24 protein-coding genes and 1 pseudogene are annotated in these 26,668 nt (G+C 31.9%); 18 read left to right on the forward strand and 7 right to left on the reverse strand.

The annotated features are described in order from the left end of the window. Positions 1–3: 3 nt before the first annotated feature. Positions 4–804 (reverse strand): hypothetical protein, encoded by an 801-nt coding sequence (locus AMD28_RS09005; protein ID WP_055443806.1) that lies wholly within the window; start codon positions 802–804, stop codon positions 4–6. A 341-nt stretch (positions 805–1,145) separates the two neighbouring features. Beyond that, positions 1,146–1,349: a hypothetical protein gene (locus tag AMD28_RS09010; protein ID WP_055443807.1), complete on the reverse strand. Its 204-nt coding sequence runs from the start codon at positions 1,347–1,349 to the stop codon at positions 1,146–1,148. 85 nt (positions 1,350–1,434) lie between these two features. Between AMD28_RS09010 and AMD28_RS09015 the strand changes: the two genes are divergently transcribed. The 6 genes and pseudogenes from AMD28_RS09015 to AMD28_RS09045 all read left to right on the forward strand — a co-directional run bounded on the left by AMD28_RS09015 (position 1,435) and on the right by AMD28_RS09045 (position 6,411). Beyond that, positions 1,435–2,325, forward strand: coding sequence for a YitT family protein (locus AMD28_RS09015; RefSeq protein WP_055443808.1), 891 nt, complete (start codon positions 1,435–1,437; stop codon positions 2,323–2,325). Next, complete coding sequence (locus AMD28_RS09020) at positions 2,325–2,906, forward strand: HD domain-containing protein (RefSeq protein WP_055443809.1); 582 nt, start codon at positions 2,325–2,327, stop codon at positions 2,904–2,906. Before AMD28_RS09015 ends, AMD28_RS09020 begins: the two co-directional genes overlap by 1 nt. Before the next feature lie 213 nt (positions 2,907–3,119). After that, a complete protein-coding gene (locus tag AMD28_RS09025; protein WP_055443810.1) occupies positions 3,120–3,614 on the forward strand; it encodes a hypothetical protein in 495 nt (164 codons plus the stop codon). 81 nt (positions 3,615–3,695) lie between these two features. After that, positions 3,696–4,328, forward strand: coding sequence for a tetratricopeptide repeat protein (locus AMD28_RS18875; protein WP_055443811.1), 633 nt, complete (start codon positions 3,696–3,698; stop codon positions 4,326–4,328). A gap of 476 nt (positions 4,329–4,804) precedes the next feature. After that, positions 4,805–5,556 (forward strand): annotated as a pseudogene (locus AMD28_RS18880) (adenylate/guanylate cyclase domain-containing protein). Positions 5,557–6,045: 489 nt separating this feature from the next. Then, positions 6,046–6,411, forward strand: a complete 366-nt coding sequence (locus tag AMD28_RS09045) for an endonuclease domain-containing protein (protein ID WP_055443814.1) — start codon at positions 6,046–6,048, stop codon at positions 6,409–6,411. Between the two features lie 493 nt (positions 6,412–6,904). Here AMD28_RS09045 and AMD28_RS09050 read toward each other — a convergent pair whose 3' ends face one another. Further along, positions 6,905–7,972 (reverse strand): methyltransferase, encoded by a 1,068-nt coding sequence (locus AMD28_RS09050; RefSeq protein WP_055443815.1) that lies wholly within the window; start codon positions 7,970–7,972, stop codon positions 6,905–6,907. Between the two features lie 349 nt (positions 7,973–8,321). Between AMD28_RS09050 and AMD28_RS09055 the strand changes: the two genes are divergently transcribed. From AMD28_RS09055 to AMD28_RS09100, 10 genes are all read left to right on the forward strand, one after another. Continuing rightward, on the forward strand, positions 8,322–9,227 hold the full coding sequence (locus AMD28_RS09055) for a hypothetical protein (RefSeq protein ID WP_055443816.1): 906 nt from the start codon (positions 8,322–8,324) through the stop codon (positions 9,225–9,227). Beyond that, positions 9,220–10,662: a B12-binding domain-containing radical SAM protein gene (locus tag AMD28_RS09060; RefSeq protein ID WP_055443817.1), complete on the forward strand. Its 1,443-nt coding sequence runs from the start codon at positions 9,220–9,222 to the stop codon at positions 10,660–10,662. The genes AMD28_RS09055 and AMD28_RS09060 overlap by 8 nt, the downstream gene beginning before the upstream one ends. Further along, on the forward strand, positions 10,655–11,437 hold the full coding sequence (locus AMD28_RS09065; RefSeq protein ID WP_055443818.1) for a class I SAM-dependent methyltransferase: 783 nt from the start codon (positions 10,655–10,657) through the stop codon (positions 11,435–11,437). The genes AMD28_RS09060 and AMD28_RS09065 overlap by 8 nt, the downstream gene beginning before the upstream one ends. 16 nt (positions 11,438–11,453) lie before the next feature. Next, positions 11,454–12,839, forward strand: a complete 1,386-nt coding sequence (locus tag AMD28_RS09070) for a B12-binding domain-containing radical SAM protein (RefSeq protein WP_055443819.1) — start codon at positions 11,454–11,456, stop codon at positions 12,837–12,839. Between the two features lie 111 nt (positions 12,840–12,950). Further along, the gene (locus tag AMD28_RS09075) at positions 12,951–13,280 is read left to right on the forward strand and encodes a hypothetical protein (RefSeq protein WP_055443820.1); all 330 of its coding nucleotides are present in this window, start codon (positions 12,951–12,953) and stop codon (positions 13,278–13,280) included. A 5-nt stretch (positions 13,281–13,285) separates the two neighbouring features. Further along, positions 13,286–14,068: a class I SAM-dependent methyltransferase gene (locus AMD28_RS09080; RefSeq protein ID WP_055443821.1), complete on the forward strand. Its 783-nt coding sequence runs from the start codon at positions 13,286–13,288 to the stop codon at positions 14,066–14,068. Beyond that, entirely contained in the window at positions 14,062–15,735 is a 1,674-nt protein-coding gene (locus AMD28_RS09085; protein WP_055443822.1) for an ATP-binding cassette domain-containing protein, read from the forward strand. The genes AMD28_RS09080 and AMD28_RS09085 overlap by 7 nt, the downstream gene beginning before the upstream one ends. Before the next feature lies 1 nt (position 15,736). After that, positions 15,737–16,771 (forward strand): glycosyltransferase, encoded by a 1,035-nt coding sequence (locus AMD28_RS09090; RefSeq protein ID WP_055443823.1) that lies wholly within the window; start codon positions 15,737–15,739, stop codon positions 16,769–16,771. Positions 16,772–16,820: 49 nt separating this feature from the next. Beyond that, a complete protein-coding gene (locus AMD28_RS09095) occupies positions 16,821–17,528 on the forward strand; it encodes a sulfotransferase (protein WP_161804630.1) in 708 nt (235 codons plus the stop codon). After that, entirely contained in the window at positions 17,518–18,261 is a 744-nt protein-coding gene (locus AMD28_RS09100; RefSeq protein WP_055443825.1) for a hypothetical protein, read from the forward strand. Before AMD28_RS09095 ends, AMD28_RS09100 begins: the two co-directional genes overlap by 11 nt. Before the next feature lie 20 nt (positions 18,262–18,281). Here AMD28_RS09100 and AMD28_RS09105 read toward each other — a convergent pair whose 3' ends face one another. Further along, positions 18,282–19,370, reverse strand: a complete 1,089-nt coding sequence (locus tag AMD28_RS09105; RefSeq protein ID WP_161804631.1) for a glycosyltransferase family 4 protein — start codon at positions 19,368–19,370, stop codon at positions 18,282–18,284. A gap of 31 nt (positions 19,371–19,401) precedes the next feature. On the opposite strand from AMD28_RS09105, the gene AMD28_RS09110 reads away from it, so the two are divergent. Continuing rightward, on the forward strand, positions 19,402–20,925 hold the full coding sequence (locus tag AMD28_RS09110; protein ID WP_055444348.1) for a B12-binding domain-containing radical SAM protein: 1,524 nt from the start codon (positions 19,402–19,404) through the stop codon (positions 20,923–20,925). Positions 20,926–20,939: 14 nt separating this feature from the next. Next, positions 20,940–21,599, forward strand: coding sequence for a methyltransferase (locus AMD28_RS09115; RefSeq protein ID WP_055443827.1), 660 nt, complete (start codon positions 20,940–20,942; stop codon positions 21,597–21,599). Between the two features lie 2 nt (positions 21,600–21,601). Here the strand turns inward: AMD28_RS09115 and AMD28_RS09120 are convergent, their stop codons facing one another. The 3 genes from AMD28_RS09120 to AMD28_RS09130 form a co-directional block, all read right to left on the reverse strand. Continuing rightward, positions 21,602–23,563, reverse strand: a complete 1,962-nt coding sequence (locus AMD28_RS09120) for a YgiQ family radical SAM protein (protein ID WP_055443828.1) — start codon at positions 23,561–23,563, stop codon at positions 21,602–21,604. 112 nt (positions 23,564–23,675) lie between these two features. Further along, on the reverse strand, positions 23,676–24,845 hold the full coding sequence (locus tag AMD28_RS09125) for a lipase family protein (protein ID WP_083478274.1): 1,170 nt from the start codon (positions 24,843–24,845) through the stop codon (positions 23,676–23,678). 101 nt (positions 24,846–24,946) lie between these two features. Further along, positions 24,947–26,578: an ABC-F family ATP-binding cassette domain-containing protein gene (locus AMD28_RS09130; RefSeq protein ID WP_055443830.1), complete on the reverse strand. Its 1,632-nt coding sequence runs from the start codon at positions 26,576–26,578 to the stop codon at positions 24,947–24,949. Positions 26,579–26,668: the final 90 nt, after the last annotated feature.

A 26,668-nucleotide genomic window follows, 5' to 3' on the forward strand; every position in this document is an offset into this window, starting at 1 on the left:
CTTCTACTCTCCCCTAAAATACTCGACACACTTAATCCCAGGATTAGTCTTTCGGTTTTTAAAAGCATGTGTAAGACTGCTTATAATTAAAATAACAGCGGTAACTAGCGCTGTATACGCTACAGTAGTATTCCCATCGTTATTGGCAACATAAATAGCAATCAAAGCCCAAGCACCAACAAGTGCAAATTCGCGTAGGTTACGTTTCCAGGTTACTACTATGTTTATTATGCTTGCTATAGCTATTAATAAAACAGTCCAAAATGTTGGAGATAGTCCAAAACCATCCCAATTGTATTTTACTAAAACCGCAGATACGTTTGCAATACTAGCTACCGTAATCCAACCACTATAAATGACAAATGGCCACCATAAAAAAAGGATTACAGATATGGGCTCGTCTACTAGTTCCATACTGTTTTTAAGCACAATTTTTATTAAGGAAAATAGTAATATAAAAATACACACAGAAGATAATAACGTGTAACCATAAATCCAGGTAACAATCCATGCACAATTAGCAACACACGAAATGACAAACCACCAACCTGTTTTTATTATAAAATCGTCGTTTCTAACCTTTACAAACAAACTACGTCCTTGGTACACAATAAACCCAGTTAAAAAAAGATAGATTAATCCCCAAATGGAAAAGGCATAGCCTGCTGGTGTAAATAAGGTGTTATAGTCTTTAGAGATTTCACCAATGGTTGTATTGTTTAATAAACCGGTGTTAGACAAGTAGTTCATTACAATAACACATACAAATGCGACACCGTTACTAATTTGTAGCTTTTTTTTCATAGTATTAAAAATATGGAACTAAAACTTACTCAAAATTATCTACATAAAAAAACTTCTACCCGCTTTAAAACTGAGCGTTATCTTTTATTTATCTAAAAAAACAACATCCTTAAAAAGGCTTTTAAGCATACATCAACTCCCAAAACTCTACGTTGTGCACTTTGATGAAATTTTAACTATTCGAGTGCATGTAACGATTGAAATGAGTATAATTTGTATCGAGAATTAGAATTTTAGTTTCTAGATATGTTCTCGATACGATTTTTTACAAAAAATCACTCGAACTGACATTTAGGGAGTTATTTTATTCCAAACACACAAAAGGTTAACAGCTATTAATACTAAGCATGTACCAACTCCCATAACTCCACCATTTCTTCCCCACGCCAATTTTGATCGCGTTTGGTTTTATCGGAGGCACCTTTTACTTTTCGCTTTAGGCAGTTTTCTAGTTTAAAACGTCCGCCTTCGGCAAGTTCTTTTTCTATTGGGTGTGTTTCTGTAGCATTGGTTATTTCTTCTGTACAAGAGCTCACCCCCAACATAACCACCTGTACACCAACAAGTTTAAAAATAATTGCTTAAATTAGTTAGGTAAAGATTACAACGCTATTAATTAATCTTCCAGCAATGAGCAAAAGCAATTTAAACACCTTAGACCTAAGTTCTGTTTTTTCCTTTAAATCCATACTATTAAAAATTATTGGCGTCTCCTGTACAGTTATTGCCATTAAAGGATTTATGATTCCTAATCTTTTTTTAGATGGCGGGCTTTTGGGTATTTCCATTCTTATTCATGAGTTTTATCATATCGATGTTTCTATTCCGTTAATACTTCTCAACTTACCTTTTGTATATATTGGCTATAGAAAATTTGGAAAGAATTTTGCCGCACACACCTTTCTATCACTAGTCTTTCTTGGTTTATTTTTAAGTCTATTACCCGTTCCTACTGTAACCCAAGATCATTTTCTAGTCGCTGTTTTTGGCGGTGTTTTTGTTGGACTTGGTATTGGTTTAATCATTAGAGGTGGCGGTGTTATTGACGGATTAGAAATCATTGCTGCATACACCAATACCCGATTTGGTATTTCTACTACCGAAATTATTATGGCCATAAACACCACCATTTTCTTAATTATTGCCTTCTTCTTAGGTTTGGAAAAAGCGATGTATTCGATAATTACTTTTTTTACGGCTTTAAAGATTTCCGATTATGTGGTAGATGGCTTTGAAAAATTAATTTCGTTAACTATTATCTCGCCTAACGACCAAGTGATTAAAGAACTGATTGTGAATCAATTCAACAAGCCAATAACCATCTATAAAGGCGAACGTGGAAACTTACCTGGAAGCTACGATATAAAACATGATTGTGAGGTTATTGTAACCGTTGTTACACGATTAGAAGTACATAAAATGAGAAAAGCAATTGCGAAAGCAGATCCAAAAGCATTTATGTTTATTCAAAACATAAAAGAAGTAGATGGCGGTGTGATTAGCAGAAAATCTGGTCACTGATGAAACCGAGTATTAATGAAATACAGAAAGATGTTGTCCGTTTTTTAGACGAAAACCTACCGAAACATTTTACCTACCATAATACCGAACACACTTTATATGTATTTGAAAAGGCAATACATATTGCGAATAAGGAAAAGGTAAATAGCCAAGCTATCGCCTTACTAAAAATAGCTGCTTTATATCATGATATTGGTTTTACAAAATCGCATCTAGAACATGAAAAGATAGGTTGTGAAATTGCCAAAAAGCAGTTGAAAAATTATGGCTATTCAAAGGAAGAAATACAAACTATTTGCGAAATGATTATGGCAACAAAGATTCCGCAAAGCCCAAAAAACCTACTAGAAGAAATTTTAGCCGATGCCGATTTAGAATATTTAGCAACTTCCAAATACCTAAAAACTAGTACTTCTTTGTATCAAGAGTTATTGCATTTTAATCCAGATTTAAGTGAAGACGAATGGGTTGATATTCAAATTAAATTTATTAAAAACCATAGGTATCATACCTCCTATTGCAAACGCTATAAAACCTTCAGAAAAAATAAAAACTTAGCGCTTTTGGAGTCTACGACTTAGCAACTACATAAGCACTAACATATTCCGTTTTAAGACGATAAACCCTACAAGATTCATTTACAAATAATTATTCACTATATTTATTAGCCTTTAGCAATCGCTTCAAATCACACCAAAACATATACTACTTATACGTGTGAACGCTATACGATTTTCAAATTATTCAGTTAGTTTGAATGTCGTTATAATTAATCAATTCTAACTTATTCACTAATGAAAACGTCTAAACGATTATTTCAAGTACTTCTTGTTGCGCTATTTTTTAATATTGCAACAACCTTTGCCCAAGATACTTATTACGTTACCATTCATGTAGAAACCGACAAAATTACCAGCCGCAATAAATTAAAGGTTTGTTATTTTACTTCGGAATCACCAAGTGGCGTAATAACAAAATCCGTTGGAAACATTGAAGATTTTAATATTGAAGTACATCCTGGAGATTTAATCATCTGGAGAGGTGTGTCTTCTATTAATCCCGACAGAGATATTATTAATGTAAGATCCATAAATCATCATGGTGGTGAGAATGTTTTTGGAAAAAATGTTTTAAAGGGAAATGGTCAAACTCGCGAAGTTGTTATTGGTAAAGTCAATCCGGACACCAAAGGACGCGTCGAAAAATACGCCATTAAAATCACAGTTTATAATGACGGTAGAAAACGTGGAAACTATACTATTGACCCAAAAATTACAGTGAAGCTTTAATAACATTTCAAATTATTTTATCATAAAATGAAATTCCATTCCGCACTTCCTTTCGTAACAACAATAAAGACCTGTTTTCTTATGGGCTTATTTTGCATATCTGCTATTTGCTTTAGTCAGGAAAAATCAGAATCCCTCCTTTTAGAATATAGGTATACCAATAATAACTATTCTAAAAGTGAAAAGCTCACGCTATTAAACGAATTGGCTCAAAACCATCCAGATCCACAGAAAAAATTACACTATAGTTTAGAATTAATTAAAAACGCCAAACTTCTAGATTCTAGCAAACTCCTCTTTCAAGGCTATATGCACAAAGGTGCTTCCCTTCGATTAAAAAGTGATTTCACACAAGCATTAGAAAGCTATTTTGAGGCAGCAAATATAGCTTCCAAAATTAAAAACCAACGGGATTTGGGATTGGTTAATATTTCTATTGCAGATGTTTACTCCATTACGAATAATCATGAAAATGCAGTGAAGTACTATAAAATAGGAATGGATATATTAAAAAAAGAAAATGATCTTGAAAATTATGCCAATGGTTTATCCAATTTAGGGGACGAGTATTTTAATAAAAAGGAATATGACTTAGCCATGGAATGTTTTATGGAATCTGGTTTAATATTCCGAAAAATTAACTCTTTAGAAGGGAATGCTTTTGTTTTAGGAAACATGGGAATGGTCTATGCAGAGAAAGGAAAGACGATTTAGCGGAAGCCAACATAAATGAAGCCATCCGCATCCTAGAAAATCTAGAATTATATTATCCTATTTCGGTTTACCTTAGATATATGTCAGATATATATGCATCTAAAAACAATAGAAAAGCAGCAATTGCATATTCCAAAAGAAGCTTAGATTTAGCGACAAAATATGGTTTAAAAGAACAAATAAGTGATGCTAATTTGCAACTTTCAGAGCTATACGAACAAAATGGTAGCTATAAAAAATCGTTAAGTCATTTTAAGAATCATTCCACCTTTAAAGATAGTATTGCTAATATTGAAAAAGTCCAGAAAATGGCAGATTTGCGTACCGAGTTTGAAGTTTCCAAAAAACAAACAGAAGTAGACTTATTAACGCAACAGCAAAAAACGCAAAACATTCAAGTTGCATTATTAAACCAACAAAATAAAAACAAACAGAATGTAGTGATAGCAACCATTATCGCCTTATTTTTAATTGTAATGCTTGCTTTCGGATTATATAGACGTAACAAATACATCAGTAAAACAAAATTAATAATTGAAGAAGAAAAGCACCGTTCCGATAATCTATTGCTTAATATTTTACCTGAAGAAACAGCACAAGAGCTGAAACAAAATGGCAAAGTAGAAGCAAAACGATTTGATTCTGTAACCGTTTTATTTACCGATTTTAAAAGTTTTACAAGTTATTCCGAAAAGCTAACTCCAGAGAAATTGGTAAAAAGTGTGGATTATTATTTTTCGAAGTTTGATACTATCATCGAAAAATACAAACTCGAAAAAATTAAAACAGCAGGAGATTCGTACATGTGTGCAGGAGGATTACCATTTCCAACGAAAGATCATGCAATTAAAATGACACTTGCAGCATTTGAAATTATACAATTTGTAGAAGATTCTAAAAACTTAAACAATCCTGATATAGCACATTTTGATATTCGTATTGGTATAAATACAGGCCCTGTGTAGCCGGAGTTGTAGGTACAAAAAAGTTCGCTTATGATATTTGGGGAGACACTGTTAATGTAGCTTCCAGAATGGAATCTAATTCTATAGCAGGAAAAATTAATATTGCAGAAAACACCTACCAACTAATTAAAGATGCATTTGCATGTGAATATAGAGGTGAAATGGATGTGAAAAACAAAGGGGTTTTGAAAATGTATTTTGCAAAAAGCATCCATGAAAAAACCTTTTATGCTTTTATGAATGCACAAAAAGAAGGGGTTTAAAAAACACCCCTAAAGTCCCCTCAAGGGGACAAGCTAAGCCGAGAAACTTTAACGGTAATATTGCAGTTGAAGAACTAAAAAGAATATAACTCGTGTTGTATTGGTTGTCAAAAAGACTGTAGTGGAATTGGGCAAGTTTGGTTAAATATTGATTTAAAAAACACCCCTAAGGTCCCCTCAAGGGGACAGCCTAAAGCGATGAACTTTATCAATACTTATCTAAATATAGTAACAACCGCAAACCAATATCCCCTTGAGGGGATTATAGGGGTGTACAAAAAACATTAAGCAAATTCCCAAAGCTCCACCATTTCTTCCTATTCGTAATTTTATTTTCCTAATTTTATACCAAGGCACAATAAAAGAAGGCATCCCTTAAAATGTTAGTATAAAATTAAAAGGGTAAGATTATCCCCTTGAGGGTTATCTTCAATGAAAATACATCTTCATTGAAGATACATAGCATTACCTATAAAAGTGTCACAAACAATGAGAAACAAAATAATTCCATATCGTCCAGAATTAAAACTATTAGCAAGACAGCTGCGGAAAAACAGTACGCTACCAGAAGTTTTATTGTGGCAAAATATAAAGCAACGTGCTTACGGTGTGCAGTTTCATAGACAAGTACCTATGCTTAATTATATTGTTGATTTCTATTGCCATGAAATTGGTTTGGCTATTGAAATTGATGGCAGTAGTCACGACCATAGTTTTTTATACGACGCAAAAAGACAAGGTGCATTAGAAGGTTATGGTGTGAAATTCTTAAGGTTTTCTAATGAAGAAGTTAAAAAAAACATGTTTAGTGTGTTATTGGTTATCCAAGAAACTGTAAAGGAATTGAGTGATTGAATATTCATTTAAAAAACACCCCTAAGGTCCCCTCAAGGGGACAATCTACGCCGAGAAACTTTAATGGTAATTTTCTATACACAATAACCAACGTAAACAAATATCCCCTTGAGGGCTATCGAAATGAAAATATATTTTCATTGAAGATACTGAGCGTCGCTCATAGGGGTGTACAAAAAACTTTATGAAATCCGCTTAATAAAAACTCTAAAAAACACCCCTAAGATCCCCTCAAGAAGACAATCTAAACCGAGGAACTTTAACGGTAATATTGCCGTTGAATAACTAAAAAGAATATAACTCGTGTTGTATTGGTTGTCAAAAAGACTGTAGTGGAATTGGGCAATTTTGGTTAAATATTGATTTAAAAAACACCCCTAAAGTCCCCTCGAGGGGACAAGCCAAACCAAGAAACTTTCTCGTTAATTTTCTATACACAATAACCAACGTAAACAAATATCCCCTTGAGGATTATAGGTTGTACAAAAAAACATTAAACGCCTGTCAACTCCCAAAGCTCCACCATTTCTTCTCCACGCCAATTTTGATCGCGTTTGGTTTTATCGGAAGCTCCTTTTACTTTTCGTTTTAGGCAGTTTACTAATTTAAAACGTCCTCCTTCCGCAAGTTCTTTTTCTATTGGATGTGTTTCTGTAGCATTTGTTATTTCGGCTAAATTGGAGAATATAATAACCAACTTACCATCTGGTAATAATCGCTTTTTAGCTGCTGCAAAAAACTCTGGAAACAGGTTCTCGTTATAATAAATAGCTTCGTCATTGGTATCCATTTCTTGAGATGCTGGTAACCAAGGCGGATTAAAAACAATCAATTCTGTTTGTTTTTCAAACTTCCCAAAAAGCGGTGCAAAATCAAGATCTATTTTTCTAGATAACTTGGTATCGCCTAACGTTTCTGTAAGTCCGACAATAGCATTAGGATTCGTATCGGTACCAAATACTTTTTGAAAACCATGTTTCACCATTTGAAAAGACAAAACACCAGAGCCAATACCAACATCTATTGCCGATTTTTTTGGCCCTTCGTAACGCTTCAGCCAATTATCGAATAAGATTAAATGATCAAATCGCGTTGGAAAATACACACCATAATACGGATGAATTTTGTTTCGTAATACAGGAAGGGTAATTCCGTTAAGGTTCCATTGCCAAGCACTATTTAGTCCTTGCACTTTAGTAAACGGTAATAAAAAACTCTTATTTTCAGGATACAACTTTTCTAACCAACCAATAGAAGGTGCTTTTTTTACATTTAATTGATGATCTACAATTTTAATATAAATAAGACTAGACAACTCTCTAAACGCCGAACGATATGCACGTTGCTCTGTAAAAGAATCTCCAGGGAATTTCTCTTTAAGATGCATTTGCAACTCTTTAAGCAACTGTAATCCGTTACTATAAAATTCTGTAATCATTATAGGTTTACCAGCTTCTAAACCTCTAATAGTACGTTTAACATTTATAGATCTGTTAAATTGTGGTAAAGGTTGTTCTGGTAAAAAAGGTTCTGGCTTGTTTATAGTTATTTCAGAAATCATAGTTTGTATCGAGTTAAAGTGAATTGCTCACCAGTATTTTATTAATTACTGAAATACTTTATAAAAAGACTTCAAATTCCGCTGAAAAAGGGCGAAAACACAATTAATTACAACTGGTAAATAATACGTCACAAAGGTACTTTTTAAAATCGACTATATAGGCAACACCATAATGATTTCTATGAGGTATTAAACGGAAAACGGTATTGCTTGCCCCTTCAAAAAACACGAAAAACGTAGATTAACGACAAACATAACTGACTTAATACAAATCTTAAACAAAGAAAAAGCCATAACTTTACACTTTATTAGACCTATTAAAACCTAATAAAGCACAAAAAATACACTTTTGAAAAGTTTAAAGGCCATATTATATTTTTCTATTTTTAATTATCCGCTGAAAAAAGACGAGATTTTTAAATTTTCTAAAACGCAAAAAAAGGAAGATCTAGAAGCAGAATTAAAAGAATTAGAATCTAAAAAAGTAATTAAAAACGTCAATGGTTTTTATATTTACAAAGACACTACTTCTATTGTAAAAAAAAGATTAACCGGAAACGAACACGCCAAGCAAGTGCTCCCAAAAGCTTTTAAAAGAGCAAAATTTATTGCGAAGTTCCCTTATGTAGAAAGCGTGAGTCTATCTGGAGGACTTTCTAAAGGGTATTATGATGATGATGGGGATTTTGATTTCTTTATTATCACCAAAACAAAAAGACTATGGATTGCTAGAACGCTTTTAATACTCTATAAAAAAGTGTTTTTACGAAACAACAAAAAACACTTTTGTGTCAACTACTTTATAAGTGATCAGCATTTAGAAATTCACGAAAAGAATATTTTTACAGCCACAGAATTAATGACCTTGATTCCTATCACTGGAAAGGCTATTTTTCAAAAGTTTATGGCGCATAATACGTGGCCAAAAAACTATTTACCTAATGTAACGATTAACAATTCCGAAGGCATTATAGAAGTTAAAAAACCTGTACTACCTAGAATTATTGAAGCAATCTGCAATTCTAAATTAGGAAACATGCTAGAAGCTTTTTTTAGAAAAGTAACCTTAAACAAGTGGAAAAACAAATTCACAACACTCAGTAAAAAAGAGCTGGATATTGCTATGAAATCTACAACAGATGTATCGAAACATCATCCGCAGAATTTTCAGAAAAAAGTAATTAATGCTTTAAATAAAAAGTATCTTGAAGTAAAAGAGCAACACGAAATAATACTAGAACCAGAACATGACTGATATTGTATTTTCACATTCGTATTATTATAAATTTGATGCCAAACAATGGAAAAACCAAACCCCTTTTCCGCCGTTAGGGACTATTTATGCTGCTTCTTATTTGAGAGAAAATGGATATACGGTTAGTCTTTTTGATGCGAACCTTTTAGAAGATCCGAAAACCATAAAACCTTTTTTAGAAAAACACCAACCAAAAACATTTGTACTTTACGATGATGGATTTAATTATCTAACAAAAATGTGCTTAACCAAAATGCGTGAAGCTGCTTTTGAAATGATTCAAATTGCCAAAAAGCTAGATTGCAAGGTTATTGTTTGTAGTTCGGATGCTACAGATCATTATGAAAAATATCTAGAAGCTGGAGCAGATTTTATTATTCAAGGAGAAGGAGAAGTTAGCTTAAAAGAATTGGTAGATGCACTCACTAAAAACGAAGACACTTCCATTATAAACGGTCTTGTTTACCAACAAGATGGAGAAATTATAAAAACTAAAAAACGAATAGTAACCAAAGACTTAGATGAATTTCCGATTCCTGCTTGGGATTTAGTAGATATGGAAGCGTACAAAGCCATATGGAAACATAGTGGAAGTGATTTCACCTTAAATATTGCCACCACAAGAGGTTGCCCTTACAAATGCAATTGGTGTGCAAAGCCTATTTATGGCAATCGTTATAATTCGCATTCGCCAGAATACATCACCAAACATATTAAATACCTCAGCGAAACGTATGACGTACAACGCTTTTGGATGTGTGATGATATTTTTGGACTGAAACCAAATTGGGTACAACATTTTAATACATCGCTTAAAAAAGAAAAGCTTTCCATTTCTTATTACATACAAAGTCGTGTCGATTTATTATTAAAAGAAGACACTATCGATGCACTAGCAGAAAGCGGATTAGAAGAAGTTTGGGTTGGTGCAGAAAGTGGTTCTCAGGCTATTTTAGATGCCATGGATAAAGACACCAAAGTCGAGCAAATCTATGAAGCAACAAAATTACTAAAAGCGAAAAATATTCGCGTGGCATTCTTTATTCAGTTTGGTTATTTAGGAGAAACCAAAGAAGATATTGCTAAAACCATTAGCATGATTAAAGAACTTGTTCCAGATAATATTGGTGTTTCGGTTTCCTATCCTTTGCCAGGAACTAAGTTTTATGATATGGTAAAAGACGATTTAAAGTTAAAGGCAAATTGGACAGACTCTGACGATCTTGCCATGCTTTTTAAAGGAACGTATAGCTCTGCTTTTTACAAAAAACTGCAACGCTATGTACATAAAGAATATAGAATTAGCCAAGGCTTGGAGCATCTAAAGCATTTGAATACGAATCATTTGAAATCGATACTAAAACTAGCGTATTATGTACCTTCTGCCTTTATAGATAAATTGCAATTAAAAAAAATGAAACCTTCTAATGCATAACGATTTTGACAATGCGTCTAAAAAGTATGACGATACGTTTACATTTTCAAAGATTGGTAAAGCGCAACGAAAGCGTGTTTTTACGTATGTAAATCCGTTATTAAAAACAGCAAGAAAGCTTCGTATTTTAGAGCTCAATTGTGGTACAGGAGTAGATGCTATTCATTTTTCAAAATCAGGACATTCTGTTATTGCTACCGATATTTCGGAAGGCATGATTACGGTTGCTAAAGCAAAAAAACATACCGAGAACGTAGTCTTTCAAGTACAAGATATAAATACCATCCGTAATACTTCGTTTGAACAAAAGTTCGATCTGATTTTTTCCAATTTTGGTGGTTTAAACTGTTTAGCTAAAACGCAACTGGAGCAATTCCTGAAAACAGCCAACCAGCTACTTGCACCAAATGGAAAGCTCATCTTAGTTATTATGCCTAAAAAATGTCTTTGGGAAAAAATTTACTTTTCGGCAAAAGGCCAATTTAAAAAAGCGAATAGAAGAAATACCGACCAAAGCTTAGCCGTACCTGTGGATGGCGTTACTGTAAAAACGTGGTATTACAATCCTAAAGAAATCTTATCTTTAACAAAAAAAGGATTTACTGTAAACAAGATAAAACCTATTGGTTTGGCTATACCGCCTTCGTATCTTGAAAATTCCATTTTGACAAAAAAACCTTTATTATCTATTTTTAAAGGAATAGATACTATTGCAACAGGTGCTTTTTGGGCAAAATATGCAGATCATTTTTTAATAGAGTTAACCAAAAAATAAAATACAGAATACCATAATGAGTATCGTACTTACACATGCCTATTACATATTCGAAGATCCAAAAGAGCAGCTTATCATGAAGCCTTATGCTCCGCTTGGCTTGTTATATATTTCTGCATTTTTAAACGAAAACAACGCTACTAATCACTTATACGATTCTACATTTTACACCAAAGAAAAACAACTTGCTTTTATAGAAGAGAAACAACCAAAGGCCGTTGCTATTTACACGAATTTAATGACAAAAATTAATGTTATTAAACTGGTTAAAACATTAAAAACAGAAGAAAAATATGGCTTTCCAAAAATTATTTTAGGAGGTCCAGATATTACCTATAACTGCAATAACTATTTAAAAACAGGAGCAGATTTTTTAATTATTGGCGAAGGAGAGCAAACTACTTTAGAGCTTTATAATGCCATTATTGAAAACAAGCCCTATACCGAAATTACCGGAATTGCATATCTAGAAGCTGGTGTTGTTAAAAAAACACCTCCAAGAGTAAAAATGAAGAGTCTACAAGACTTGCCTTTACCTAATAGAGCGGCAATTCCTATAGATAAATATTTAGAAACTTGGAAAACACACCATCAAAAAAGCTCGATGACGGTAAGCACGCAACGTGGTTGTCCGTATACCTGCAAATGGTGTAGCACAGCAGTTTACGGACAAAGCTATAGAAGGCGTCCAGCAGAAATGGTTGCTGCAGAGTTAAAAATGTTGAAAGACACCTACAATCCGGATAGCATTTGGTTTGTAGATGACGTGTTTACGGTGAGCCATAAATGGATTAAAGAATTTCATGAAGAAGTACTAAAACAAGACGCTATTATTCCTTTTGAATGCATTACCAGAGCAGAACGTTTAAACGACGAAGTGTTACAACTTTTAAAAGAAGCAGGTTGTTATCGAATTTGGATTGGTGCAGAAAGTGGTTCGCAAAAAATCATTGATGCCATGGACAGACGTGTGGATGTAGATGTTGTAAAAAAGGCGATTCAGAAAACCAATGCTTTACATATAGAAACAGGAACTTTTATCATGGTTGGTTATCCTGGAGAAGAGGAAGAGGATATTATAAAAACCATTGCCTATTTAAAAGCTGCAAACCCGACGCACTTTACCATAACAAAAGCGTATCCTATAAAAGGAACATCGCTGTACACTGAAATTGAAAAAAGCATTACAGTACAACCAAACTGGGAAACATCGACAGATAGAGATATTGATTTTAAGCGGAAATATTCCCGGAAATATTATGATTTTGCAGTAAAACATATTGTTAATGAAGTAAACTACAATAAAGAAGTTTTAAAAGGAAAAGATAAAAACAACCTACTTTATTTAAAATTAAAAACGAAATCGCAACTTGCCTATTTAGGTATGAAAATCTATAAATAATGGAATTAGACTTTTTATACGTAAAAAATAACGTTGGTTATTTAACCGAAAAGCACCCAATTTATATATGCCGATATTTTTAAAACAAATGCTTTTAAATACCAATTTGATATGATAACACTAAATGCTTGTGTGCAATATTTTTCAGGTTTTAAAGTCTTACTTTCTACCTTAAAAACTTTTTTAAAACCTAAAGGAGAGATTCACATTATTGATAGTCTGTTTTATAAACCAATTGATATTGCAGATGCAAAAAAAAGAACGCTTAGCTACTATACCCAATTAGGCTTTCCAGAAATGGCTTCGCTTTATTTTCATCATTCGGAAGAAAACATTCAAGGTTTTGAAGTATTGTATAAAAAAAAGAATAAAATATTAAGGAAGGTTTTAAATGTAAAAGATTCTCCTTTTTGTTGGTATAAAACTACTGGAAATCTTTAATTATTTTGAATTATTTAAATTACATAGCGAAGAGTTTTAGGATTAACCAGCATCCCTATGGAAAAAAAGGTACGCAAGTACTACTAAACCATTTACCTAAAAACAAAATTGAAATTTTAGAAATTGGATGTGGCACTGGGCATACAGCAAGTATACTACATGCTCACAAGAATATTTTTAAGTATACAGGAATTGATGTTTCTAATGAAATGATATGTGCTTGCGAAGAAAGAAAAAGCCATTTAAAAATGGAAAATTACAAATTCATACATCATACTAATAAAAATTCTTATCCTTTTAAACCAAATAGTTTTGATGTTGTTTTTTGTGAATCTGTAATTGCTTTACAAGACCTAAATAGTTTAAACATCATTTTAGCAGAGGTAAATAAAGTACTTAAACGTAATGGCTTGTTGATATTAAATGAATCTTTATGGAAAGAACCTATTAGCTCCGAAATAATTAATAAAAGAAATCAAGAAATCCTTAAAAGGTATAAATTAATTCAAGCATCTAATATTGCTAAACCGAGTACTCTAAAGAACATTTTATCAAAATCTAACTTAAAACCTATCGTTTTTAAACCGCTACGTTTTTTTATTAATACATTAGACGACCAACAAAATAATAACGAAAGTGAAAAGTTCACTAGAAAAAAAATAATCAAATCTATTTTTAATCCTAATCTATTAAACAGTTATCTCTATTTTAAATATTGGAATTTTCGTTTCAGAAAACACGGAAGCTTTATTGAACCTTATTTTATAGTTTGCAAAAAAGAATGTTAAAACTAATATTACATATCATACCAAAACCGTTTCGAAGTTTATCGATAAGATATCTTCTACTCTCGCTTGTTAATGTATTTCTGGATTTACTTTCCATAGCATATATAATTCCGCTATTCATTTTTATTTTAGACGAAACCAAAATACCTGATTTTGTAAATAAGTTGCCTTTTTTTAATAGCGCTAATTTATATGCTTGGGTTATTGGTGGTATTGTTCTGTTTATTATTAAAAATATCATTCAAACCTTTATCATAAAATTTCAGTCTCGTTTAGTTTTTGATATAGCAACAGAACTTTCCTTTAATCTTGCCTCCGATTTTTTAAAAAAACCATTTAGTGCGTTACAAAACATCAACAAAGGGAAAGAGTTACATAAAATTCAAATGTCGGGTGCAGAGTTTGCAAATAATATTCTACTCTCTATTAATTATATATTTACAGAGACTTTAGTGATACTTATCTTACTTACGGTTAGTTTATTTTTGTATCCTATTTTAACCCTTTACATCCTTTGTTTTGCTCTTATTTGTTTGTTATCTCTCTATTTTTTCAAACAAAGAAAAATTAAAAACATAAGCGCTTCCATAAAAAAAAGATATGCTTCTACCTCTTCCAATTTACTCAACATATTAAATGGATTTTTAGAAATTAGAAGTTTAAAAAAAGAAGATTATTTCGAATTAAAATTTAAAAAATCTTTAAAAAAATTCAATGCTAATTTTGTTCAGCTAAAAACAATACAGAATTCTAACATAAAGTACCTCGAGATATTTTTAATAATAGGACTTTCCTTTTTTATCATTTTTATAAAAAATTTGGCAGACCCAGAAACCAATAGAATAGTCTTAACTTCTTTTATTGCGGGTATATCTCTTAAATTATTTCCGTCTTTAAATAAAATCATTTTAAGTATTACTAACATCAAATCATTTAGCTATACTATGGATGTTTTCAAAGATTTAAATAATAAAAAGAATCTTAATTATAATACAAAGCCTTTTAAAAACACATTAGAATTACGAAACATTTCTTTTGGTTATAATCCGTCAAAACTAATTTTAGACTCCGTAAACCTAACCATAAACAAAGGCGAAATAATTGCAATAAAAGGAAAATCTGGTATTGGAAAAACAACACTTCTAAATATAATATTAGGTATGATTACTCCTTCTAGTGGTGAAAAATATCTGGATAATACGTTAATAAAATTGGATGATCTTTTATTTAATATAGCCTCTTATGTGCCACAACATCCATTTATATTTAATGGAACGATATTAGAAAATATTGTTATTGGAACAGCTAAAAAAGATATTGATTTTGAAAAAATAGCACACTTATTAGAAACATTCCAATTAACAGACTACCTAAACAACCTACCAGATAAACTAGAAACAAAACTATCTCACGACTCATTAACACTTTCTGGCGGACAAAAACAACGCATTGCATTAATTCGAGCTTTGTATAGCAACCCTGAACTATTAATCTTAGACGAGGCTACAAATCAACTAGATGACGCATTAGAAGCAAGCATCTTAACGTATTTAAAAAATCGTGCAAAAGAAAATAATTTCGCTGTTATTATTGCTTCACACTCCACGAACATAGATCAGATTATAGAAAAAAGTTACGACATTAATACTTTAAAAAGGACATCGTAAATTGAAAAAGCACCTTGTTATATTAACACCTGGTTTTCCTGAAAATGAAGAAGATTCAACATGTATTCCTGCGCTTCAAATTTTCGTTAAAAAACTAGTAAATACAAATACTATTACTGTATCAGTAGTCACCTTATATTATCCTAATAAAAGAACGTCGTATAACTGGAATGGCATTAAAGTAACAGCACTAGCTTTACCAACAAACAAATTACAAAAACCCATTTCTTTATTTAAAACCTGGAAGCAATTAAAACAGATTCATAAAGACAATCCGATAGATACCATACATTCGTTTTGGCTGGGAGAATGTGCATTTTCAGGATATTATTTTTCAAAACAAAATAAGCTAAACCATGTAACAACTTTAATGGGACAAGATGCCAATCACAAAAATATTTTCTCCAGGCTTTTACCTTTAAAAAAAATAGCCTTAATAACATTATCTAATTTTCATCAGCAAACGTTATTAAACAACTTCAATATTCCTTCTAAAATAATACCTTGGGGAGTACATGCTGAAATAACAGAAAACAAAACTTCAGAAAAAACGATAGATATTATTGGTATTGGTTCTTTAATTCCTCTTAAAAATTACAGTTTATTTCTTGATATAATTAAGAATCTCAAATTAGATTATCCAGATATAAACGCCGTAATCATTGGAGATGGAAAAGAAAAAAAAGCACTTTTAATGCAAATTAAAACGCTGCAACTAGAAAAAAACATCAAATTATTAGGAGCACTTTCCTATACTAAAACGCAAGAATTTCTATCCAAATCGAAAGTTTTACTACATACCAGTAATTATGAATCTTTCGGGATGGTGTTTGCCGAAGCTTTGGCCTTAAAAACACCTATAGTTTCTAGACCTATTGGCATAGCAAACAAAAGTGATTTCTGGCAGCTTGGAAACACGAAAGAAGAACTCCTTATTGGTTGTAAAAAAATGCTGTTAAAAAATACTTTTGAAGCCACTAAATTATACAATATTAGTGATACTGTTAACGCTTATTTAAAATTGTATCATGTTTAAATACTTAAAAAAAGCACTTAAATCCTTTGCTTTTTTCTTTTGGAAAACTATGTTCTTCAAGAAAAAACAGCAATACATTTTTATAATGGCACATCCTAGAAGTGGAAGCTCTTTACTTATGCAGCTTCTAACTAATAATAAAGAAGTGATTGGTTTTGGAGAGTATTTTACAAAATACAAAACGAATCTTTCCCTTGAAAAATTCGAGTTTGATATTAGAAGAAAAACAAACTCTCTTTTAAGAAATAAAAAATATGTTGCAAATCAAATTAACGACAATTCGATTACTCAAAACTTCCATTTAGCAAATTACAAGAACATAAAGTATATCTTCTTAATACGGAAACCACAAGAGTCTCTATCAAGTCTGTTGCAATTATCTGAAAAAAAGTTAGGACATAGTAATCCTGCCGAAGCACTTAAAATATATACAGAAAGGTTACACTATTTTTTAAAGGAAACACCTAAAATACCATCTGAAAATAGATTTTTCCTAACCTATGAGCAGCTAACTAAAAACACCGAAAACACATTAAAAGAACTATCTTTATTCTTAGACCTAAAGTCTCCTTTAACCTCGAAGTATCAAATTGAAAAATACACTCAAATTTGGGGAGATCCTTCAGAAAACATAAAAAAAGGAGATATCATTACAACCAATTCTGTTCAAATAAAATTAGATGAAGAGATACTATTTAAAGCAGAAAAAGAATATGATAAAATAATGGCCTTGTTATTCAAAGAATATGAAAATTAAAATATATGGTGAGCGAAACAGCGGCACTAATTATTTGGAAAAACTGATAGAAGCCAACCTAAAAGTTGCACTTATAAAATTCCGAATTAATTGGTGGTCTCTATTTTTATTAAAAACAATCCCATATGATTTTGTTCAAGATCTAATATATAGGTTACAAAGAAAAAAAACATTAGGATGGAAACATGGTTGCCCAAGTATACGTGAAATTGAATCTTATAATTCTAATACACTTGTAATAATAACCATTACCAAAAACCCTTATAGTTTTTTAAGCTCTTTATACAAAAACCCATACCATATTAAAGGCAAAAAACCAGAAAGCTTAGCCCGTTTTATTACCAAAAAATGGACTACAAGAAAAAGAGATTTGTGCAACAAAAAACACTTAGAATCTCCTATATCCTTATGGGATATAAAAAACAAAGCGTATCTAGATTTAAAAAACAAAGTATCCAAAAAGGTTATAAACATTACTTATGAAGAACTTCTAGAAAACCCAGAACTGTGCATACAAAATATTGCGAGTAAAGGAAACATAGAATTTGTAGCAGACAAGTTTCAAAACCATTTAACATCTACTAAAGACTCTAAATTAACCTTTGATAATTATAAAGAATATTACCTAAAAGAAAAATGGGAAAACGATTTTAGTAAAAATGATTTTGCATATATAAATACCAAAGTGGACCAGGAGTTAATGGCATGTTTTAATTACAAAAAACATACTTAATCTTTAAAGCTAAACGTCTCTTAATCTAATTGCTTTATTTTTTCTGCAATAGCTTTATTGGAGAGTTCTTTATCAAACCAATGCAAAACTTCTTTTCTTTGAAAATCTAAGTCTTGTTTTTTTAAATGGAATAATATTTGTTTTAATTCTTCAGAATTTCCTGGAGAATACATAAAACCAAATCTTCCATTATCCAACATTTTTTTAAATGCTGGTATGTTAGTAACTATTGGTATACAACCACAGGCCATAGCTTCTATTAAAGAAAAAGGGCCTCCTTCTTTATAAGAACCTAAAATAAAAAAAGTGCTTTCTCTAAAATAATGTTCTATATCCGCATGTGGCACCTTACCAATTAATATCACATTACTTTCTAATTTATTCTTTTTAATGGTAGACTTCACTGTTTCGAATAAAATATCTGAATCAAAAATCATTTTTAAAATTGCCTTTTTATCTGTTTTCACATATTCTGAAAAAGCTTCTAATATTGTCAAAGGATCTTTATTTTTATCCAATCTTCCAACCCATAAAAAATGACTAGGTAACTTAATACCGTTCTCTAGATAACTAAATTTTGTAGAACCTTCTACACACTCTAAAATCTTATCTTCAGATTTAATAATATTCCTATCCACCCATTCCTTTCCCATTTCTTTTGCCGTAAACAAATAAGACTCCACATACCTATCTGCTAATTTATATAAAGGCTCTAGTGTTTTTCTAGGTAATCTATCTGCATGATCTCTAACAATAAACCTTGTAGATGCATCTAACATAATTTTTAATAAAACAATAAAATGAGGATACCCTAAACCATCAATAAACACAATATCAGGCTTAAACCTCTTAATAGCGAGAAATTGTTTTATCGGGATTATAAGTTTAGATTTAAAAAAAGCACGGAAATAATTAAACGTTACTTTTTTATAATTAAAACACACGGTTTTACCTATTCTATCAAACACCTGAATATCATAATGGTTTGTCAGCTCATATAAATAATCAAATGATTGATAATACTTTGTAATTTTGTATTTTGCCTTTTTGACACTTGGAATAGGAAAAAAATTAACAATAGCAAGTTTCGTTTTTGATGTTTTATTCATTAAAATTAAAAGTATACAAATTAAACCAGATATGCCTAATAACAAAATCATAATATTCAATCCTAAAAGTGCCAATGGTAAACATAGACTCCCAAATTCTATTTTACAAGTTGGTGCTGCTATACATGGAAAATACGACTATGTTTTTGTAGATGGGAATACAGAACCAGATCCTTGGAAAACTATTTCAGACTATTTTAAAACTGGTGCCTTTAAGTATTTCTGCTCTACAGTAATGCCAGGACCTCAATTAAAACAAGCCATTCCTTTTACCAAAAAAATAAAAGAACTATATCCAGATTGCATAACCATTTGGGGAGGATACTTTGCCTCTAATCAATACAAAGCATGTCTAAATTCTGGTTATGTAGACTATATTGTTAATGGACCAGGCGATAATACATTTCCGCAATTACTAGATGTTTTAGAAGGTAAAAGTGATGAAAAACTCATCCTAATTCGAAACCTCATTTTTAAAGATGCCGATGGTAAAATTATACAAACCGTTAAAGAAGCATTACTAAACCAAGATACTTTACCGCAATACCCTTACACTTATTTTAATACATTTTACCCTTTAGAACGTTATCTAGCAAAGACCTTCATGGGTAAAAAAACATTCTCATATCACTCCAGTATGGGCTGCCCGTTTTCCTGTTCTTTTTGTGCTGTGGTACCTATTTACAATGCCAAATGGAAAGCCAAATCTGCAGAAAACATATATAATGATGTTCGTTTTTTTAAAGAAAAATATAATATTGATGCTATCGAATTTCATGACAATAATTTTTTTACCTCTAAAAAACGCGTATTAGAATTTTCACAATTGGTTTTAAACGACAATATAGAATGGTGGGGAGAAGGACGTATAGACACCATTAATAAATACACAGATGAAGATTTAAAACTCATGCGAAAAGCGGGTTGCAAAATGATGTTTTTAGGTGCCGAAACAGGAAATGATGAAGTTCTAAAACAAATGAATAAAGGTGGTACACAAAGTGGCCAAATGATTAAGGATTTTGTAAAACGAATGAAAAATGTAGATATCATTCCAGAACTTTCCTTTGTTCTAGGAATGCCTGCAGATACCGAAGAACAAGTGTACAAGCAAATACTTTGGGATATCAATTTCATTAAAGAGATTAAAGCAATCAACCCAAATACCGAAATAATCATTTATTTATATAGTCCTGTACCAACGGAAGGCTCTGATTTATACCAACAAATTATAGATGCAGGTTTTTCGTTTCCGGAAACACTTGAAGAATGGATTGCTCCTAGTTGGGAAAAATTCGACTTACGAAAAAACCCATTAACACCATGGCTTAAGCCATACATGATAGACACTATTAAAAACTTTGAAACCGTTTTAAATGGATGCTACCCAACAGTAACCGACTTTAGAATTCGAGGTTATAAAAAAACAATCTTAACCGGAATTTCTAAATTAAGATACAAAACTGGGTTTTATAAATTTCCATACGAAATCAAAGTATTACACAAAATATGGAAATATCGCCAACCAGAAATTGAAGGTTTTTATTCTGAATAATTTTAATCGTTATCATGAGGAGAGTTATTAAAAAAATTCTAGATCCATTTTTAAAGTTTGGCTTTTCTAAGTACTACAAAAAGCCAAGAAAATACAGCTATGAAAATATCGAGGTTTTAGTATATCCCGAAGTATTTCCTCCGCATCTCACCATTAGCACCAAAATATTATTAGACTTTATTAAACCTTTAAACCTGCAAAATAAATCTGTTTTAGAGTTAGGTTGTGGTTCTGGAATCATCTCCTTATTCGCAAGTTCTAAAGGAGCAAATGTCACTGCTTCAGATATTAATTCTATCGCTTTAGATGCTTTAAAAATAGCTTCCAAGAAAAATAACGCAAGCATTTCCATTTTAAATTCAGACTTATTCGACGCTATTAAAAATAAATCGTTTGACTATATCATTATCAATCCGCCTTATTATCCTAAAAACCCAGAAAACATAAAAGAACAAGCATGGTTTTGCGGAGAAGATTTTGAATACTTTAAAAAGCTATTCCAACAACTTCCTAATTTCTTAAATAACACGAATGCATTAATGATATTATCGCAAGATTGCAATATTAATAAAATTCAAGAAATTGCTTCAGAAAACAAGCTATTACTAGAGAGTGTTTTTGAAAAAAAAGTGTTTTCAGAAAAAAACTATATTTTTAAAATAACACGTTTATAGACCTAACGTCGCTTCTTCTTGGTTTTAAACTTTGCTTTATTCTTTCTTTGGTTAAAAGGAATAGGTGCAACAGCATCATTAAATGTGTTTTTAGCTTCACCAGTAGGTTTGTTTTTACGCCATTTCTCGTCTTTATCAGGAAGTAATACTTTTAGTAAATCTTCACGACCAAGTTTATTTAACGTCTTTTTTATCCACGCTTTGTTTTCGTCTTTATACCAAAAGAAAAAACGATGTTGTTCATCTTTTTCTTTTCTAGTAATAGGCGTATTTACTTTTTTAAGCGTGTACGGATGGTATCCACTATAATAAATTACCGTAGCAACCGTCATAGGTGTTGGTGTAAATCCTTGTACTTGTTCTAGCTGAAAGCCCATATCTTTGGTTTCGGCAGCTAGGTTTGCCATATCTTCTACTTCACAAGCAGGATGATTCGATATAAAATAGGGTATCAGTTGAAGCTTTAAATTCTTCGCTACATTAATCTTATCAAAACGTTCTTTAAACTTATGAAAGTATTTAAACGAAGGCTTACGCATTAGTTTTAAAACCGGATCACTAGTATGTTCTGGCGCTACTTTTAGTCGGCCAGAAACGTGCTTGGTCATCACTTCTTCGGTATATGCATCCAGTTCTTTTGGATCTGCATTCTTATTAAATTCTGGCACTAACATATCGTGTCTAATTCCAGAACCAATAAATGATTTTTTTACTTTTGGATGACTATCTACTGCTTGATATAATTCGGTTAAAGGCTTATGTGACGTATCTAAATTACTACATATTACTGGCGAAATACAACTAGGCGCAACACACTTATCACAAATAGATTGTACTTTCCCTTTCATTTGATACATGTTAGCACTTGGGCCTCCAATATCACTCAAATAGCCTTTAAAGTCCGGCATATTTGCAACCGTATCTACTTCTTTTAATATAGATTCTTTACTACGTGACGCAATAAATTTTCCTTGATGTGCCGAAATGGTACAAAAGCTACAACCACCAAAACATCCTCTGTGAATGTTGATGGAAAACTTAATCATTTCGAACGCAGGAATTGGTCCACGCTTATTATATTTTGGATGTGGTAATCTTGTATATGGTAAATCGAAAGAAGCATCAATTTCAGCTTCTGTCATGGTAGGATATGGCGGATTTATCATCAACGTCTTATCCCCTATTTTTTGAAAAATTCGTCTTGCAGCTAATTTATTCGATTCCTGCTCGATGACTTTAAAATTGGATGCGTATTTTTTCTTATCCTTTAAACAAACTTCATGAGACTGTATTTCTATATCTTCCCAGTTACTGTTCTTAGGGATTTTTTCATCTTTATTCATTAATACAGCAGTTTGATTCACCGTATTAATACTATTAAAAGGAACTCCTTTTTCTAATAAACGCACAACTTCACGCAAGGGTTGTTCCCCCATTCCGTAAACTAACATATCTGCTTTAGAAGTTTCTAAAATAGAAGGCATTAGTTGATCACTCCAATAATCGTAATGGGTAACACGACGTAAAGACGCTTCAATACCACCAATTAAAACTGGGGTATTTGGCCATTTTTCCTTTAATATTTTGGAGTAGACAGAAGTGGCATAATCTGGACGAAAACCAATATCACCATTTGGCGTATAAGCATCCTTATCTCTTCGTTTTTTATTCGCATTATAATTGCTAATCATAGGATCCATACAACCACCGGTAACACCAAAAAATAATTTTGGAGCACCAAGTTTTACAAAATCCTGAAGATTATCGGTAACACTAGGTTGCGGAACAATAGCTACACGCAAGCCAAAACTTTCTAACATACGTCCAATAACTGCTGGACCAAACGTTGGGTGATCTACATAGGCATCACCACTAAAAAGTATGACGTCCAGTTCTTGCCAACCGCGTATTTTTACCTCTTTGTTTGTGGTAGGTAACCAATCTGAAAGTTTTAATTCTTGCATATTGCTGCAAAAATAGTCAAAAAAACACTCTTAACCATTATTATAAAAGGGTTTAGCAAATATTTATGTAGACGAAACACGCTAACTACGGATTAATAAGGTGCGTTATAATTTACAAATCACTCACCAAATACGTGCTCTCTAAACGGTTATATGCGGAAGTATTCCACTTTTTTAGCACAGCAACATAGTAGTTGTATGGCTTATGTTGAAATAATTTAGATTCTTTTTTATACCATTTCCCGTTAGCATCTTGTTCTAAGTCTTTTATTTCATCTGTTGTCAAATCGGAAACGTCTACTGCTACTTTTGGATACGTAAATATTGGAAGTTCTTTTAGTGTTCCTATTGGATAATAATTAATATCTGCGACAAATGCAGGCATTTCAATTTTTCCAAATTTCAATCCTAGAATATTATTAATTAAAGAGTTGCTTCCTTTTACATACCCCGTAAGTCCTCTTTCAAACAAACGAATAAAAGCATCTTGACCAAGCTTTTTTGCATTAAATTCTTTCTTTCCAAAAAGCCATCCTCCTATTTTTTCTTTAGTAACCAATTTTTCTTCTTCATAATTAAAAGGCATATATGGCACAGGATCTTCTTTATTTATGATGGAATAACTGGTTCCCTTGGCACTAAATCGCGCATTGTATTCTTCAGCAAATTCTTTATTCCCAGACATGGGTTGCGCATAAGCATAGGTTTTATAAGTGTTCTTTTTAGATAGTTCGCCTTTTGGTAAATGCTCTAAATACGCTCTAGTTAGGCTTGCTAAAGCACCACCTTGACTATGACCTGTTATGATAATTTGGTAGATTCCTTTTTGATTTAAGGCTTTTATTTGTTCTTTTATTTCTTCGGAAAGCATCACTACTGTTAATCCGTAACCTGCATGAACGGCTGCGTTTTCTTCGGAAGCAAAAGCATAATCATGCGCTTCTTCATCTATAACAATAGTCCCTTTTGCAGGAATCATGGCAGAATAGCAATTTTCTACCCAACTAATCATTTTATCTGTAGAACCTCTATAGTTAATTACGCCAATATTTTCGTTTTCATAGACTTCAAACTTATTATCCATACTCAGGATATCTGAAGAATAATGCAAATTAAAATGCTCCGGAATTATAGTTTCGCTAGTACCAAATTGTTTTATAAAATTAAAACTATTACACATGGCAATAGTAGAAGTTACTTCGTGCACATTAAAACCTGGCTTTAATTGTGCAAAAGAACTTAGAGAACTCAACAGAAATACGATGGCTAATACTACTCTCATAAGGACATAACTAATGGTTACATTAAATATTGTGCATTATGATAATTACAAAAACGATTCCAAAAATGAAAAGCTTTTAAAAACCTTACTAAATTAAGGTACTATAAATCAATCGCTTTTAAGCTTTCAATTCTATTTCTAACTAAGAAATCATCTACTGTTTCAAAGTGTTCAATCACACGTTTATCTTTAAACTCGAATACTTTGTTCGATAACCCTTGTAGAAAATCTCTATCATGCGATACTAATATTAAAGTACCATCAAAATCTAGTAGCGCTTCCTTTAATACATCTTTAGATTTTAAATCTAAATGGTTTGTAGGCTCATCTAAAATTAACAAGTTTACAGGCTCTAATAAAAGTTTCACCATTGCCAATCTTGTTTTTTCACCACCAGAAAGCACACTTACTTTTTTATCAATGTCTTCGCCTTTAAACATAAAGCGACCCAAAATATTTTTTATCTGAGTTCGTATATCCCCTTTTGCAACTTCGTCTACGGTTTGAAAAACAGTTAATCCTTCATCTAACAAAGCAGCTTGGTTTTGTGCAAAATATCCCACTTTCACGTTATGACCTAAAGCGCACTCTCCTTCTACATCAATTTCACCTAGAATGGCTTTAATCATGGTAGATTTCCCTTCTCCATTTCGACCTACAAAACACACTTTCTCTCCACGAGCAATAGACATGTTGGCATTATTAAATACCACAAGTTGATCATAGGATTTAGAAACATCTTTCACAGTTACCGGATAATCACCAGAACGCTGTGTTTTTGGGAAACGTAGTTTTAATGCAGAAGTATCTACATCATCCACTTCAATAATTTCCAACTTTTCTAACATACGCTCACGTGAAGTCACCTGATTGGTTTTAGAAAACGTTCCTTTAAATCGGTCGATAAACGCTTGATTATCTGCAATAAATCGCTGTTGTTCTTGGTATGCTTTAATTTGGTGTAAACGTCTATCTTCACGCAATTGCAAATAATGACTGTAGTTTGCCTTATAATCGTAAATACGTCCCATAGTAACTTCAATGGTACGATTGGTAATATTATCTATAAATGCTTTATCATGCGAAATCACCACTACGGCATTCGCTTTATTAACTAAAAAATCTTCCAACCAAATCACCGATTCTATATCAATATGATTGGTTGGCTCATCCAATAATATAAGGTCTGGTTTTTTTAATAAAATTTTAGCAAGCTCTATTCGCATTCGCCATCCACCACTAAACTCATTGGTCAGTCTTGTAAAATCCTCCTGCTTAAACCCTAGACCTTTTAACGCTTTTTCTACTTCGGCATCATAATTTACATCTTCTAATGCGTAATATTTCTCACCTAAATCGGATACACGTTCAATGATTTTCATGTATTCATCCGATTCATAATCGGTACGCGTTTCTAATTGTTTATTCAAAGCATCCATTTCATCACGCATAGTATACACATGACTAAAGGCTTTAGAAGCTTCGTCAAAAACAGTAGTATTATCTTCGGTCAATAAATGTTGTGGCAAATAAGCAATCACTGCTTCTTTAGGATAACGTACATGTCCGCGAGTTCCATTTTGTACACCAGCAATAATCTTCATCATGGTAGACTTACCTGCGCCATTTTTACCCATTAAGGCAATCTTATCATTTTCATTAATAGTAAAAGACACATCACTAAATAAGGTGTGACCACTAAACTCTACTGCTAAGGCATCTACTGAAATCATATCTATATATTTTTAAAAAGTGCAAAGCTAATAAAAGAGAACATTAGATAGTAGAAATGGCTTTAAAAATCCATTATAAAACATCCTATT

Origin of the sequence: Lacinutrix himadriensis, from assembly GCF_001418105.1 — a bacterium.
GTDB classification, from domain to species: Bacteria; Bacteroidota; Bacteroidia; order Flavobacteriales; family Flavobacteriaceae; genus Oceanihabitans; species Oceanihabitans himadriense.

Excerpts from the sequence above, each read along its gene's own strand:
- AMD28_RS09050 (WP_055443815.1), bottom strand. The coding sequence starts at position 7,972 with ATGATTTCTGAAATAACTATAAACAAGCCAGAACCTTTTTTACCAGAA.
- AMD28_RS09010 (WP_055443807.1), bottom strand. The coding sequence starts at position 1,349 with ATGTTGGGGGTGAGCTCTTGTACAGAAGAAATAACCAATGCTACAGAA.
- AMD28_RS09100 (WP_055443825.1), top strand. The coding sequence starts at position 17,518 with ATGAAAATTAAAATATATGGTGAGCGAAACAGCGGCACTAATTATTTG.
- AMD28_RS09045 (WP_055443814.1), top strand. The coding sequence starts at position 6,046 with ATGAGAAACAAAATAATTCCATATCGTCCAGAATTAAAACTATTAGCA.
- AMD28_RS09015 (WP_055443808.1), top strand. The coding sequence starts at position 1,435 with ATGAGCAAAAGCAATTTAAACACCTTAGACCTAAGTTCTGTTTTTTCC.
- AMD28_RS09005 (WP_055443806.1), bottom strand. The coding sequence starts at position 804 with ATGAAAAAAAAGCTACAAATTAGTAACGGTGTCGCATTTGTATGTGTT.
- AMD28_RS18875 (WP_055443811.1), top strand. The coding sequence starts at position 3,696 with ATGGGCTTATTTTGCATATCTGCTATTTGCTTTAGTCAGGAAAAATCA.
- AMD28_RS09120 (WP_055443828.1), bottom strand. The coding sequence starts at position 23,563 with ATGCAAGAATTAAAACTTTCAGATTGGTTACCTACCACAAACAAAGAG.
- AMD28_RS09065 (WP_055443818.1), top strand. The coding sequence starts at position 10,655 with ATGCATAACGATTTTGACAATGCGTCTAAAAAGTATGACGATACGTTT.
- AMD28_RS09095 (WP_161804630.1), top strand. The coding sequence starts at position 16,821 with ATGTTCTTCAAGAAAAAACAGCAATACATTTTTATAATGGCACATCCT.
- AMD28_RS09060 (WP_055443817.1), top strand. The coding sequence starts at position 9,220 with ATGACTGATATTGTATTTTCACATTCGTATTATTATAAATTTGATGCC.
- AMD28_RS09075 (WP_055443820.1), top strand. The coding sequence starts at position 12,951 with ATGATAACACTAAATGCTTGTGTGCAATATTTTTCAGGTTTTAAAGTC.
- AMD28_RS09070 (WP_055443819.1), top strand. The coding sequence starts at position 11,454 with ATGAGTATCGTACTTACACATGCCTATTACATATTCGAAGATCCAAAA.
- AMD28_RS09130 (WP_055443830.1), bottom strand. The coding sequence starts at position 26,578 with ATGATTTCAGTAGATGCCTTAGCAGTAGAGTTTAGTGGTCACACCTTA.
- AMD28_RS09020 (WP_055443809.1), top strand. The coding sequence starts at position 2,325 with ATGAAACCGAGTATTAATGAAATACAGAAAGATGTTGTCCGTTTTTTA.
- AMD28_RS09110 (WP_055444348.1), top strand. The coding sequence starts at position 19,402 with ATGCCTAATAACAAAATCATAATATTCAATCCTAAAAGTGCCAATGGT.
- AMD28_RS09085 (WP_055443822.1), top strand. The coding sequence starts at position 14,062 with ATGTTAAAACTAATATTACATATCATACCAAAACCGTTTCGAAGTTTA.
- AMD28_RS09125 (WP_083478274.1), bottom strand. The coding sequence starts at position 24,845 with ATGAGAGTAGTATTAGCCATCGTATTTCTGTTGAGTTCTCTAAGTTCT.
- AMD28_RS09105 (WP_161804631.1), bottom strand. The coding sequence starts at position 19,370 with ATGAATAAAACATCAAAAACGAAACTTGCTATTGTTAATTTTTTTCCT.
- AMD28_RS09115 (WP_055443827.1), top strand. The coding sequence starts at position 20,940 with ATGAGGAGAGTTATTAAAAAAATTCTAGATCCATTTTTAAAGTTTGGC.
- AMD28_RS09025 (WP_055443810.1), top strand. The coding sequence starts at position 3,120 with ATGAAAACGTCTAAACGATTATTTCAAGTACTTCTTGTTGCGCTATTT.